Genomic DNA, 14324 nt, shown 5'->3' on the forward strand with positions numbered 1-14324 from the left:
ATGAATTTTATTCGAACAAAAATTCTGATGCTTGCGGTCATTATTGCAATTGTTGGATGCGCTAATAAATCGAAAAAAGAAACAGAAACAGTGATAAAGGAAACAAATAAAACTGCGGCTGATATTTTGGGAAACCCTGATTATTTGGCAATCTCATATGGTGGTTACAGGCAAATATCTAGAGACTATCAACCAACAATACCAGAGCTTAAAGACGACATGAAGATTCTTTCGGCTATGGGCATTAAAATTTTAAGAACCTATAATGTGCATTATGCACATGCGTCCAATGTGTTGGAAGCGATTAGTCAACTTAAAAAAGAGGATCCTGCGTTCGAAATGTATGTGATGTTGGGTGCGTGGATTGATTGCAAGAACGCCTTTAATAGGGGGAATGGTGAACCAGATCATAACCAAGAAAGCGAAAGAAATGCTATCGAAATGGAAACTGCCGTTGCCTTGTCTAACAAGTATCCAGACATTGTAAAAATTATCGCGGTTGGAAATGAGGCTATGGTAAAATGGGCAACAAGCTATTATGTGCAACCTGTAGTCATCCTTAAGTGGGTTAATTATTTACAAAGTTTGAAAAAAGAAGGGAAGTTATCTAAAGATTTATGGATTACGAGTTCCGATAATTTTGCGTCTTGGGGTGGTGGTGATAGCGAGTATCATGTAGAAGATTTAAATAAACTTATAAAAGCGGTCGACTATATCTCAATGCACACCTATCCAATGCACGATACGCATTACAATCCTGCATTTTGGGGTGTTTTACCAAATGAAACAGGTCTGTCTGACATTGAAAAAATTGATGCAGCAATGCTTCGGGCAAAGGAATATGCGATTTCTCAATACGATAGTGTGTTTAATTACATGACAAGCTTAGGCGTTAGTAAACCTATTCATATTGGAGAAACGGGTTGGGCATCGGTGTCCAATGAGTTTTATGGTCCTACGGGATCAAAAGCAACCGATGAATATAAAGAAGCCTTGTATTATAATCATATGCGCGATTGGACAAACGCTGCGGGAATGTCCTGTTTTTATTTTGAAGCTTTCGATGAACAATGGAAAGATGCGCAAAACCCGCTTGGTTCAGAAAATCACTTTGGGCTATTTACCTTAAATGGCGAGGCAAAATATGTGTTATGGAATATGGTAGATAAGGGGATTTTTAAAGGGTTAACGAGAAATGGACACTCTATAATAAAAACATATAATGGCGACAAAAATGCTTTAATGAAAGAGGTGTTAGTCCCAAAAGTAAATGCAATAAAACAGAAAATTTAAATCGTTTTAAATATGAAAACATTAAAATATTGTTTCTTAATCGGTCTTTCTATTATGATGTATAACTGTAAAGAAAAACAAAAAGAATTAGTAGTAGAAGTTTATGAAACATCTGCAACAGGTAATAAATTAACAAGAGTAACAGATTTTCAGGTTGCAGATAGTATAGCAACCATAAAATTATTACCAAATAATAAATATCAAACAATTACAGGGTTTGGAGGTGCATTTACAGAGTCTTCAGCATATCTGTTAAACAAGTTGAGCAAAAAAAACAGAGACACCATTTTGAAGGCTTATTTTGCGAAAGATGGTGCAAGATATTCGTTAACCAGAACGCACATGAATTCATGTGATTTCTCATTAACCAACTATTCTTATACACCGGTAGAAGGCGATATTAATTTAGAGCATTTCACTATTCAAGAGGATAAAGATGATTTAATTCCTATGATAAAAGATGCCATGGCAGTATCAGAAGATGGTTTTAAAATATTTGCTTCTCCATGGTCTGCCGCTCCTTGGATGAAAGATAATAACAAATGGGTTGGCGGTAAATTGCTTCCAAAATATTATGATACTTGGGCGCTGTTTTTCTCTAAATATGTAGATGCTTATAAAGAAGAAGGTATCGAAATTTGGGGATTCACGGTAGAGAATGAACCGCATGGAAACGGCAATAATTGGGAAAGTATGCATTTTTCTCCTAAGGAAATGACCGATTTTGTACAGTTTCATTTAGGACCAAAATTAGAAGCAGATGGTAAGGGTGATAAAATAATTTTAGGTTATGATCAAAATAGAGCGGGTTTAAAAGAATGGGTTGATGAGATGTTTAGAGATGAAGCTTCATCAAAATATTTTCATGGTACTGCCATTCATTGGTATGAGAGTACCTATGATTATATGCCTGAAGCCTTGCAATATGCCCATGCGAAAGCACCCAATAAATATTTAATAGAAACCGAGGGATGCGTTGATTCCGAAATACCTGTATGGCAAGACGATGCTTGGTATTGGAAAAAGGAAGCAACCGATTGGGGTTGGGATTGGGCTCCAGAACATCAAAAACATTTACACCCAAAATATGCGCCTGTAAACCGCTATGCCACCGATATTATAGGTTGCCTTAACAACTGGGTTGATGGTTGGGTAGATTGGAATATGGTTCTTGACAGACAAGGCGGACCAAATTGGTTTGAAAATTGGTGTGTAGCACCGGTTATTGTCGATCCAGATGCCGATGAGGTTTATTTTACACCGCTATATTATGTTATGGCACACTTTAGTAAATATATTCGACCAGGGGCTGCAGTAATTGGTTTGGAAAATTCAGATAAATCGCTCATGGTAACTGCTGCTACAAATCCCGATGGAAGCACTGCCGTAGTAATTTTCAATGAAACCGAAACGCCTAGAAAAATTAATTTAACATTAAATGAGAAAACGGTGGAAATTTCAATTGGTGCCAAGGCATTGCAAACCATTGTGATTCCTAATTAAGAACAAGACCAACTAAACTAACTAACTAATCTAATTATTATGTCTACTTCCACTAAACAAGTCCCATTCGGCCAAAAAGTCGCTTTCGGAGTTGGAATGCTTGCTAATCAAATGTTTCCTGCCGTATTAGGTATTTTTATGGTAGTGCTTGTTCAGGATCTGGGTTTTCCAGGATGGATGTGGGGTGTTATTTATTTTTTCCCTAGAATATTCGATGCGTTTACAGACCCAATTATGGGCTTCATTTCAGATAATACAAAATCACGTTGGGGGCGTCGTAGACAATATGTCTTCTTAGGCGCCATTATTATGGGGGTGTCATTTGTAATAATGTGGCAACTTTTCAGAGTAAATGGTATTGATTATAATTTCACATATTTCCTGCTTTGGTCTTTTGTTTTTTATTTAGGACTCACCATTTTTAGTGTGCCTTACGTAGCGATGGGTTATGAAATGAGTAACGATTTTCATGAGCGAACAAGTATTATGGCGGTGGCACAATGGATTGGGCAATGGGCATGGGTTATTGCCCCATGGTTTTGGGTAATTATGTACGACCAAAGTTTATTCGAATCTGCAGATGTTGCTACAAGAACACTGGCGGTATGGGTAGGAATTGTGTGTATGATTTTTGCAATGGTACCAGCTATTTTCATTAAAAGTAAATCAACTTTAAACGAGAATTATTCACCACTTAGTATTAAGACAATTGGTGGTAGTTTAGCAGAAATACTTTCTGGTTTTAAAGAAGCCTTTGTTATAAAACCATTTAGACAACTTTGCATAGCTACATTTTTAGTGTTCAATGCGTTTAATACCATTGCAGCATTTTCATTCTTCATTATTGTTTACCATCTTTTTGATGGCGATGCAGGAGCGGCAGGTTTTTGGCCAACGCTTTTTGGTAGCCTTGGTGCCTTAGGTACAACATTTATGGTTATTCCTGTCGTAACACGCCTGTCTAGAATGGTGGGAAAAAAGAAGGCCTTTTTAATTTCTCAGGGTATTTCCATTTTCGGTTACATTTTACTTTGGTTCTTATTTATTCCAGGCAAACCCTATATGTTTATTATTGCCTTGCCATTTTTCTCTTTTGGTATAGGAAGTTTGTTTGTGTTGATGATGTCCATGACAGCAGATGTAATAGACCTCGACGAACTTAATACTGGAAAACGACGCGAAGGAACTTTTGGTGCCATCTATTGGTGGATGGTTAAATTCGGTTTTGCCATCGCAGGTGGATTGAGTGGCGTTATCATGAGTTCCGTTGGTTTTGACTCAGGTGCACAAACTCAACCTGAAGGCGCTATAGATGGGTTGCGATTCTTTTTCTCCGGACTTCCTATCCTTGGAACCCTGTTTGCCATGTATGTGATGTGGAATTATGATGTAACCGAAGAGCGTTCTGGCGAAATTCGTGCAGCTTTAGATGCAAGAGAAAATGCTTCAAAGAAAAAATTAAGTTCATCAAATTATCAAACCGATAAATTGAAGTCGTTAAGCAATGGAGAATTTCTTTTAAAGTCATCAACAGATACCGATTTTACAACTATATCACCTTCCGAAATAAAGACACTTTTTACTAAATCTTTTAATGATGGTTTTTACGGATTATGTTTTAGTCCGTACCTAGAAGGACAAAATATAGGTGATGTTTTGTCTAAAAACCAGATAAATAAACGAATGGAAATTATTGCTCCTTACACAAAATGGATTCGTTCTTTTTCGTGTACAGATGGCAATGAGTTTATTCCTAAAGCGGCTCGAGAAAAGGGCTTAAAAACGATTGTTGGCGCTTGGATTGATACCGATAAGGCCAAAAACGAAAAAGAGATTAAAAATTTAATCAAATTAGGCAAGGAGGGTTATGTAGATATTGCTGTGGTTGGTAATGAAGTGTTGCTTAGAAACGATTTAACAGAGCAAGAAGTATTAGCCTATATTAAAAGGGTAAAAGATGCGCTGCCAAATATTCCTGTGGGCTATGTAGATGCGTATTTTCAGTTTGTTGAAAGACCAAATATTGTGAAAGCCTGCGATGTTATTTTAGCTAATTGTTATCCGTTTTGGGAAGGGTATCCTATAGATCAAGCAGCTTTGAGTTTACAACAAATGTATGCGGTTACTAAGAAAATTGCTCATGGCAAGGATGTAATTATTACAGAAACGGGTTGGCCTAATAAAGGAGAGAATAATAGCGAAGCAGAACCCTCTCAAGAAAATGCCATGAAATATTTTATAAACAGTACCAATTGGGCAAAACAAGAAGGCATACAGTTGTTTTATTTCTCATCGTTTGACGAGTCATGGAAAGTACATCATGAGGGCGATGTAGGCCAACGTTGGGGCCTATGGGATAAAAATGAAACTCTAAAATACCAATAAGATTCTTGTAGACTAAAAACCATTAATATCATGACATTTAGAGCAGAAAGAGTAGGCTCATTAACTGGTACAGAGCTTAGTAAAAAGACAAAAAAGGGCTTAGAAAATCTTTTTAAAAGAGTGTTAAAAAACGGAATGCATGGGTTGTGTTTTAGTCCATATGAAGAAGGTCAAGCCCCAGGTGATCAGATTTCAGAAAAACAAATCAGGCGTCGTATGAAAATAATAAAACCATACACAAAATGGATACGTTCTTTTTCATGCACCGAAGGAAATGAACTTATTCCAATAATCGCCAAAGAATTCGGTATAAAAACACTGGTTGGCGCCTGGTTAGGTGATGACGCCGAAATTAACAAAAAAGAAATCGCGGGACTTATAAAACTGGCAAAAAACGGATTTGTAGACATTGCTGCAGTTGGTAACGAAGTGATGTACAGAAAAGATTTAACAGAAGATGAGCTGTTGGCGTTTATGTATCAGGTTAAGGCATCAATTCCAAATATTCCAATGGGTTATGTAGATGCGTATTATGAATTTAGTCATCGACCAAAAATAACAGAAGCTTGCGACGTTATATTGGCGAATTGTTATCCATATTGGGAAGGGTGTAGTCATGAATATTCTTTAATCTATATGAAGGATATGTACAACCTAGCTAAAAAAGCAGCCGATGGAAAGAAAGTTATTATCACAGAAACTGGATGGCCATCTTTCGGCCTTGGACTTGAAGGCGCCATTCCTTCGTATGATAATGCTTTAAAATATTTTATAAATTCACAAATTTGGTCTGATGAAGATGATATAGAAATGTTTTATTTCTCTTCTTTTGATGAATCCTGGAAAGTGGGTACCGAAGGCGACGTAGGTGCTTATTGGGGCATATGGGATAAAAATGAAAAACTTAAATTCTAGGATATAGAAGAAACTTATTAAAATATAAAACTTCTTTGGATGCATGTAAATTACCTATTTACATGCATTTTTTATTTGCTTTAAGTTGCTCGCGAACCATGTAATTTTCTGTATGTCGGTTATTTATGCTTGTAAAATAAAAAAGGAGTGATTTAATAAAATTTAAATCACTCCTTTTCTTTTTTCAAAAAAATAAAACTTAGCCTAGTTAGATTTTAGCTAACGGATTTAACCATGTTTAATCGAAAATTATAGAATAATCTCACATTTAAGTGAAATTTTGAATAATAACAATTTAAAATAAAAGAGGCCTTTTTATTATTAAATCGTAATTTTTTTGGTGTTAAAATCGTACTTATTTATTAATAATTTGGGTTTTAACAAAAAAATAACATATATTTGGCAAACCAAACTGGTAAACCAGTTTTGTAAACCAGTTTGGTTCACCACAATTAATTATTCTAAATGTATATTAATTCACTAAAACAAATTACAAATGAATTTAAAAACTAAACTAACTTTATTGCTAGTATTGATATTTAATATATCATTATTTGCACAAGGCGGATATCAATTATCCGGTACAGTAACAGATGCATCAAATGTTCCAATTCCGGGTGTTAATGTTATTATCGCTAAAACAACAAAGGGAGCCAGTACCGATTTTGATGGTAACTTCCAATTAGAGGTAAAAAAAGGAGATGTTCTTAAAATTTCTTTTTTAGGTTATGTCTCTCAATCTATTACAATTTCAAATCAAACAACACTTAAAATTGTAATGGTTGAAGACGCTAGTCAGTTAGACGAAGTTGTTGTAGTTGGTTATGGAGCTCGTAAAAAGAGCGACATTACAGGCTCTGTATCTTCGGTTAAATCTGATGAATTAAATGCCTTCCCTTTAGCAAGTGCAGAACAAGCACTTCAAGGACGTGCTGCAGGTGTTGTAGTACAATCTAATAATGGAGGGGAACCTGGTGCTCCTATCAACATAAAAATTAGAGGAAATACGTCTATTAATGCTTCAAGTTCTCCACTTATTGTTGTAGATGGATTTGTGGGTGCTAGCATGCCACAGCCTAACGATATTGAATCTATTGAGGTGTTAAAAGATGCTTCGGCAACCGCTATTTACGGTTCTAGAGGATCGAACGGGGTTGTTATGGTAACTACAAAAAAAGGTAAAAGTGGTAAATTATCTGTGGAGTTGAATTCTAATTATTCTGTTAATAATACTTCTAATAGACTGGATTTGTTGAATGCAGACGAATTTGCTGCTTATCAACAAGCCATCAACCCATCATATGTTCAAGGTAGTGCTGATACAGATTGGCAAGATTTATTATACAGAACAGGAAGTACCCAAAATCATCAATTTTCTTTTTCAGGAGGAAGCGATAATATCAACTTTTATGCTTCTGCAAATTATTTCAAACAAGATGGGGTAATTATAAATTCTAAATATGAAAAAATTACTTTCTTATCGAATATTGATGCGCAAGTAACTGACAAGTTTAAATTAGGTTTTAATCTTTTTAGTAGCAGAGGAGATAAAGATGGTGTACCAACACAATCTACTGGTGATACTGCTAATGGTGGTGGTGACGATGTTGTATCATTAATGTTTAGATTCATGCCAGATTTAGGTGTGCAAGATGAATTTGGTGTAAACACTACAAGTACTATTGGAGATAACATCGATAATCCGTATGCAGTGGCAACAGAAGCCGTAAATAAGGTAAAAACAGATGTTAATAGAGCAAACTTATATGCTAATTACGATATTTTAGATAACCTTACGTTTAAAACTACTTTTGGTTATAGTACTACTAACGAGTACGATGCGTATTTTAGACCGTCCACTTTAGTAATTACAGCTGGTGGTGGAACTGGTGGTAAAGCAGGCATTGAGAATCTAAAAAGAACGAACATATTAAATGAGAATTACTTAACGTATCAACAAGAGATAGGGAAAGGTGATTTAACTTTATTAGCTGGTTATTCTTATCAAAAAACGCTTTCAGAAAGATTTTCTGCAAGTGCATCAGGTTTTACCGATGATAGTTTTTCATACTATAATTTAGGTGGAAGTTCAGTTTACGGAATCCCTACTTCGTCATTTACAGAACAAGAAATTCAATCGCAATTCGGAAGATTAAATTTCGATTACGACGATAAATATTTAATTACCGCTACGGTAAGAAGAGATGGGGCATCTAACTTTGCTGAAAATGAAAAGTATGCTATTTTCCCATCGGGTGCTGTAGGTTGGAAAATATCAAATGAAAACTTCTTAAAAGATCATGATAAAATTTCTAATTTAAAATTAAGAGCGAGTTATGGTTTAACTGGTAACCAAGCAATTTCAGCTTACGAGTCTTTAGCTAAGTTAAGTACGCTTTTTGCTACCAATAACGGAGAAGTTGTGAATGCTGTTGTGCCAGATCAAGCTGCGAATTCAAATTTAAAATGGGAAACGTCTTATCAAACTAACATTGGTTTAGATTTAGGATTATTCAATAATAAAGTTTCTCTTTCATTAGATTACTATAATATAGATACTAAAGATCTTCTATTAGCAGATGCAAGTCAACCAGAATATCTTGGTTTCTTAACATTAGCTAGTATTAGAAACGTAGGAGAAATTAATAATAAAGGATTTGAAATCTCTTTAAATACTAAAAATATGTATACTGATAATTTTAGTTGGACTACAGATTTTAACTGGTCTACCAACAAAAATAAAGTAGTATCGCTTATTAATGGTATTGATGTATTTCAAGATGCGTCTCCTGGATATTTTAGTGTAGCACGTACACATATTTTAAGAGAAGGTGAAGCTGTTGGTCTTTTCTGGGGTTATGATTATAAAGGTGTGTACCAAGGAGGTACATTGCCTGAAGGAACTGCTCTTGGCAATGCGCCATTTAACCAAGCAGGCGATCCATTGTTTGCAGATTTAGATAATAGTGGAACAATCACTACCGATGATCAAAAAATTATTGGAGATCCAAACCCAGATTTTACTTTTGGTATTACCAACAACTTTACATACAAAAACTTCGATTTAAACATATTTTTTCAAGGTGCTCAAGGTGGAGATATTTTCAATCTAACCAATGTGCAGTTGTATAACGGAGATTCTAATGCACTTAGAGATGTGCAAAATGCATGGACTTCAACAAATACAGATACTAATATTCCGCGTGTTGTAGCCAATAGAGGTAGAGAAATATCTTCAAGATTTGTGGAAGATGGTAGTTATATTAGATTGAAAAATATAGCACTAGGCTATAATTTACCACAAGATATTACCGAAAAGTTAGGCATGACTAACGTAAGATTTTCAGTTAGCGCACAGAATTTGTTAACTATAACAAATTACTCTGGTCTAGATCCTGAAGTGAGCTATTTTGGTGCTGGTGGTGAAAGTACTGGTTCAAGTAATACTACTAACGGATTTGATTTTGGAAATTTCCCAACTGTTAAATCAGTGAATTTTAGCCTTAATTTAAAATTTTAAAAAAAATAGATTATGAAAAAATTTAAATATATATTCTTATTGATAGCAATATCAATTATGGGATGTTCAAATTTAGAAGAAGAACCAGTAGGTTTATTAGCCCCTGAAAGTTTCTTTACATCTTTGGATAAAGTAGAAACAGCAGTTAATGGTGCGTATGGCCATATGCTTCATAGAAATTTTATGTCCAGAGAAATGTCTATGTCACTTATGTTAGCTAGTGATATGGTAGATCTTAATCCTAATGTAGGAAATGCGGAAAGAGTTCAGTTTAATAATTTAGGTGTTTTAGCCGATAATTCTAATATTGCGGTTTACTGGCCAAAATGTTATCAAATTATTGGTGCAGCAAATCAAGCAATTGCAGGAGCTAAGTTCGTAAATGCAGATGCTGCTAATAAAAACCCAATTATTGCGCAAGCTTATTTTGCAAGAGCATTTGTATATTATCATTTAGTAAGACAATTTGGAGCAATTCCTTATTTAGACGAACCAGTTACCGATGTTCAAGCAGGAGCTTCAATTAGTAAAACTTCAGCAGCAGACGTGTATACAAAAATTATTGCCGATTTAGAGTTTGCTAAAGAATGGTTGCCAAATACCCAAGCTTCAAGATCTAGACCAGCAAAATCGGCTGCTAGTGCTTATTTAGCCGATGTGTATTTAACATTGGGTGATTATGCTAAGGCGTATGCAGAAGCAAAAGATATTATTGATAAAGAAGGTATTTATAACTTAGGTTTAGAACCAGATTTTCAAGATTTATTTGACTCTTCTAAAATAGATGCGTCTTTAGAACCAATATTTGTTTTAGATTTTATTGGACAATCTAACGGAGATCAAGGAAGAGACTATCAAGCTGCATTTACAGGTATTAGAAACGATGCAACATATGGCTACGGTGGTGGTTGGTCTGTAGAAGTGCCTTCATTATCTGTATATTCTACTTGGAATGGTAAAGATTATAGAAAAGCAGTGAGCTTAGATACAACAGCAACCTTTAGAGGTGTTGTAGTAGACTATACGCAATTTACAAACACTGGTATTGGTGGTTATGGTTCAGGCGATAATCGTCCACATATTGCAAAATACACTCGTAAAGCGGGTGTAGCTGCAGAAGGAAATGGAAGAACCACAAATTCTAATTATTTAATGATGCGTTATTCTGAGGTATTATTGATAGCAGCAGAAGCATTAAATGAAATAACTCCTGGAACAGCAGAAGCCGATGGTTACGTAAATAGAGTAAGAACTAGAGCAAGAGCTGGAGCAGATGGTAGTGCAGCAAGAACATATCCTGCTAACGTTTCTGGTTTATCTCAAACCGATTTTAGAACAATGATTTTAGAAGAGCGTAAATGGGAGTTTGCATTTGAGTTTAAAAGATGGTACGACATTGCTAGAAGAGATTTAGGAGCACAAGTGTTTGGTGCGTCTGGATTAGAAGGAGCAAAACCAAATTTTGTAGCAGCTAGAAATTACTTATTCCCTTTGCCTGCTAATGAATTAGTAAGAAATCCAAACTTGCTTCCTCAAAACACAGGGTATTAATAATAGATAATAAAATATAAACGTTGAGTTTGTAACGTTTTATTGTTTGAGTTAGTTTTTTATAAATTTACTGGTCTGTTATTCAGGCCAGTAAATTATATAAATTAGAAGTCTTTTGATGTTCTTAATCAGAGATTTAAGTCTAGTACAACAAATTTATATAACCTATTAAAATTTTGCGTTCAAAATAATTAAATAACAGTTAGGTGTACGTGTCCATTAAAATAAAACGCATCTTAACACATGAAATCAGATACGATAAAAATTAAAGACAATACAGAAATTCAGAATATAATAATTTCCAAGATTAGGGATTTTATTAACTTGAAGAATTTAGAACCAGGTGATAAATTACCATCACAACGTGTCTTATCTGAAAAATTTAATGTTAGTAGGCACCATATAAAAGAAGCAATCGATAAACTTGAGTTTTACGAATTGCTGACAACAATTCCGCAAGCGGGAACTTTTGTGGCAAATATTGGCCAAATTGCTTTAAACGGTATTATTGAAGATATTGTTACATTAGAAGAGCAAGATTTTAAATCTTTGGTAGAAACTAGATTGATGCTAGAGGCAAAAACAGTGTATTTAGCGGCAGAACGGAGAACCGATGAAGATTTAGTAAATATAGAAAATGCACTTAATGCTTATAAAGTTAAACATTTAAGTAAGGAAGTAGCAATACAGGAAGATTTACTATTTCATTTAGCCATTGCGAAAGCCTGTGGCAATAGTACGCTTAATGCGTTAATGCTTCAAATTACCCCTAAAATTATTACAGAGTTCGAAAAAACACGTGTGTGTCACGAAGACGATTTTATTAAGGAAGTCAAAAATCACGAAGCTATTTTTCAAGCAATTAAAGATCAAGACACCAAGAAGGCCCAAAGAGCGATGGAAGTTCATTTTGAAAGACTCGTCAAGTTTTCTGAAAAATATTAAAAAAGTAAATTGTTCTAATACTTCATTCTTAAGATTAGACTAAGATTAAAATTGGTACTGTTTTATTTCTGCAAATTTTACCAAAAGCTTATCACCCTAACACTCTAAATCATTTTAAAACGTTTTATGTAAATACAGCAATGCTTCTAATTGCTTTCGTTTATATAAAAATCTGCAAACCATAGTACTTCATCTTTTAAGTCTGCAGCTTTGTTTAAACTTCTGTAAATACCCCATTTCGGTCTAATAAAACTATTGTTTTCTCTCATAGTCATAATGTTTTGGTTCTCATAAGTAATAAGTTCTTTTCCATCATGTATTCTTTTTATCTGTAAAGAATAAGTGCCTTGAGCGCCTACTTTTATAACTTCGGTTACTTCAACCCAAGTATTTTCAAAAGCACTTAAATCTGCACTTGCTAAAACATGTGTGTTATCATGAATGAGGTTTAACTTGTTGATCTTTCCCTTTTTTGCTGAGAGTGTAAAAATAGGCATGCTGTCATCGCCTCCAACCGCTTTTATTTGGTGTAAGTGTGTGAAACTTGTAGAGGGCTGAAAACCCTTTGGTAATTTAAATTTCCATTGGTAAGTGATAACATCTCCTAGTGTGCCTTTTAAATTATCGGGCGAAGGACCATAGGTTTTAATTTCTAACCGCTGACGGTCGAATTTTTCGCATCGATCGTTGTCTGGTGTTACATGAATATGAAATTCAAATACAAAAGCATTTAATTCTGCATCCCAAACTTCCGTAATATGTCTACCAAAAGTATCATGGGCACAATCGGGCGATTCAACAGCTTCTTTTCCCGAAGCAAGAATATTATTGAACAATTCATAGGTATCTCCAGGACCATCCGCTTTCAAGATGGTTTGAGCATTACAAAAAGATAGTGTTGTAATAAAAAAGAATAAAGAAGTAAGCTTTGCTTGAGTTGAATTAACCATAATGTCAATTTTTATATAACAAAAATAGCATTAAATTCATCAATATTTTATAGAATTACAATCGATGGTATTTTAAAAAAATATAAGTATATTCAACCTCATAATTAATCACAATTTTCATTCATGAATCATTGTTTTGTTTTAATTTTTAGCTTGTTTTTTATAGCACTTCCCATTTCGAGCCAGAATATGGCGTATCGATATTCTCAGATTCTTGAGTATCCTTTAGACTCTGTTGGTATTCCACGAAGTATGTCGGTTAAAACAGGAGAAATTAAAGGCGTTTGTTCTAAGGATTGGACCAGCGGTTTTTTTGCTGGAAATCAATGGCAATTATACCAGCTTACAGGAAACAAAGCCTTTAAAGAAAAAGCTGCCTTATGGACCGCATTTATTGAAAAAGAAAAATACAATAATAAAACGCACGATATGGGGTTTAAAGTGTTTTGCAGTTTTGGGAAAGGATTAGAAGTAGAAGATAATCAGAAGTATAAAGCTATTGTTGTTGAAAGCGCCAAAACGTTAAGTACGCGTTATAACCAAACCGTGGGCGCCATTCGATCTTGGGATTTTAATAAAGATATCTGGGAGTTTCCGGTAATTATTGATAATATGCTAAATCTGGAATTGTTGTTTGAAGCAACAAAGATTTCTGGTGATAGTACTTATCATAAAATAGCGGTGCAACATGCTAACACCACATTAAATAATCATTTCAGAAAAGATCATAGCACCGTTCATGTCGTTGTTTACGATACCATAACCGGTAAGGTTAAAGACAAAGTTACGCATCAAGGTTTTAGTGATGCATCGTCGTGGGCTAGAGGTCAGGGATGGGCTATTTATGGATATACTATGGCCTATCGTTATACTAAAAACGATGCTTATTTAAAGCAGGCGGAAGCCACGACAAACTTTTTTATCAATCACAAAAACTTACCAAAAGATGGCATTCCGTATTGGGATTTTAATGATCCTAGTATTCCAAATGCACCTCGCGATGTATCGGCGGCAACGGTTGTGGCTTCCGCATTATTTGAATTGTATAGTTTTACTCAAAACAAAAAGTATTTAAATTACGCAAACAAGGTTTTGAATACTTTAAATTCTAATACCTATATTTTAAATGACACTGTAAAGGGGCCGTTTATTTTAAATCATAGTACAGGCAATTTGCCTAAAAATGATGAGATAGATGAACCCATAGTTTACGGCGATTATTATTATTTAGAGGCCACACTTCGGAAGAAATCACTTTAATT

The 14324-nt window shown here is 34.6% G+C and carries 9 protein-coding genes; 8 read left to right on the forward strand and 1 reads right to left on the reverse strand.

Going from position 1 to position 14324, the window contains the following annotated elements; translation table 11 throughout:
* The 7 genes from ACFQ0I_RS07490 (at position 1) to ACFQ0I_RS07520 (ending at position 12112) form a co-directional block, all read left to right on the forward strand.
* A complete protein-coding gene (locus ACFQ0I_RS07490; protein ID WP_379940874.1) occupies positions 1-1293 on the forward strand; it encodes a glycosyl hydrolase family 17 protein in 1293 nt (430 codons plus the stop codon).
* A gap of 12 nt (positions 1294-1305) precedes the next feature.
* Positions 1306-2796, forward strand: coding sequence for a glycoside hydrolase family 30 protein (locus ACFQ0I_RS07495; RefSeq protein WP_379940876.1), 1491 nt, complete (start codon positions 1306-1308; stop codon positions 2794-2796).
* 39 nt (positions 2797-2835) lie between these two features.
* A complete protein-coding gene (locus ACFQ0I_RS07500; protein ID WP_379940878.1) occupies positions 2836-5181 on the forward strand; it encodes an MFS transporter in 2346 nt (781 codons plus the stop codon).
* Between the two features lie 30 nt (positions 5182-5211).
* A complete protein-coding gene (locus ACFQ0I_RS07505; RefSeq protein ID WP_379940879.1) occupies positions 5212-6096 on the forward strand; it encodes a glycoside hydrolase family 17 protein in 885 nt (294 codons plus the stop codon).
* Between the two features lie 496 nt (positions 6097-6592).
* Positions 6593-9616, forward strand: a complete 3024-nt coding sequence (locus ACFQ0I_RS07510) for a SusC/RagA family TonB-linked outer membrane protein (protein ID WP_379940881.1) — start codon at positions 6593-6595, stop codon at positions 9614-9616.
* Positions 9617-9628: 12 nt separating this feature from the next.
* Positions 9629-11167 carry a RagB/SusD family nutrient uptake outer membrane protein gene (locus ACFQ0I_RS07515; protein WP_379940883.1) on the forward strand — a complete coding sequence of 513 codons (1539 nt, stop codon included), beginning with the start codon at positions 9629-9631 and terminating at the stop codon, positions 11165-11167.
* Between the two features lie 243 nt (positions 11168-11410).
* Positions 11411-12112 carry a FadR/GntR family transcriptional regulator gene (locus tag ACFQ0I_RS07520; protein WP_379940884.1) on the forward strand — a complete coding sequence of 234 codons (702 nt, stop codon included), beginning with the start codon at positions 11411-11413 and terminating at the stop codon, positions 12110-12112.
* A 146-nt stretch (positions 12113-12258) separates the two neighbouring features.
* Here ACFQ0I_RS07520 and ACFQ0I_RS07525 read toward each other — a convergent pair whose 3' ends face one another.
* Entirely contained in the window at positions 12259-13062 is an 804-nt protein-coding gene (locus tag ACFQ0I_RS07525) for a heparin lyase I family protein (RefSeq protein ID WP_379940886.1), read from the reverse strand.
* A gap of 123 nt (positions 13063-13185) precedes the next feature.
* Here ACFQ0I_RS07525 and ACFQ0I_RS07530 point away from each other — a divergent pair, with 123 nt between their 5' ends.
* Positions 13186-14322 carry a glycoside hydrolase family 88 protein gene (locus ACFQ0I_RS07530; RefSeq protein ID WP_379940887.1) on the forward strand — a complete coding sequence of 379 codons (1137 nt, stop codon included), beginning with the start codon at positions 13186-13188 and terminating at the stop codon, positions 14320-14322.
* Positions 14323-14324: the final 2 nt, after the last annotated feature.

The sequence above is a fragment of the Mariniflexile aquimaris genome (assembly GCF_042676825.1).
Lineage (GTDB): Bacteria > Bacteroidota > Bacteroidia > Flavobacteriales > Flavobacteriaceae > Mariniflexile > Mariniflexile aquimaris.

What these genes read in the sequence shown, in the direction of transcription:
- ACFQ0I_RS07490 (WP_379940874.1), top strand. Translation starts at nt 1, where the DNA reads ATGAATTTTATTCGAACAAAAATTCTGATGCTTGCGGTCATTATTGCA.
- ACFQ0I_RS07495 (WP_379940876.1), top strand. Translation starts at nt 1,306, where the DNA reads ATGAAAACATTAAAATATTGTTTCTTAATCGGTCTTTCTATTATGATG.
- ACFQ0I_RS07500 (WP_379940878.1), top strand. Translation starts at nt 2,836, where the DNA reads ATGTCTACTTCCACTAAACAAGTCCCATTCGGCCAAAAAGTCGCTTTC.
- ACFQ0I_RS07505 (WP_379940879.1), top strand. Translation starts at nt 5,212, where the DNA reads ATGACATTTAGAGCAGAAAGAGTAGGCTCATTAACTGGTACAGAGCTT.
- ACFQ0I_RS07510 (WP_379940881.1), top strand. Translation starts at nt 6,593, where the DNA reads ATGAATTTAAAAACTAAACTAACTTTATTGCTAGTATTGATATTTAAT.
- ACFQ0I_RS07515 (WP_379940883.1), top strand. Translation starts at nt 9,629, where the DNA reads ATGAAAAAATTTAAATATATATTCTTATTGATAGCAATATCAATTATG.
- ACFQ0I_RS07520 (WP_379940884.1), top strand. Translation starts at nt 11,411, where the DNA reads ATGAAATCAGATACGATAAAAATTAAAGACAATACAGAAATTCAGAAT.
- ACFQ0I_RS07525 (WP_379940886.1), bottom strand. Translation starts at nt 13,062, where the DNA reads ATGGTTAATTCAACTCAAGCAAAGCTTACTTCTTTATTCTTTTTTATT.
- ACFQ0I_RS07530 (WP_379940887.1), top strand. Translation starts at nt 13,186, where the DNA reads ATGAATCATTGTTTTGTTTTAATTTTTAGCTTGTTTTTTATAGCACTT.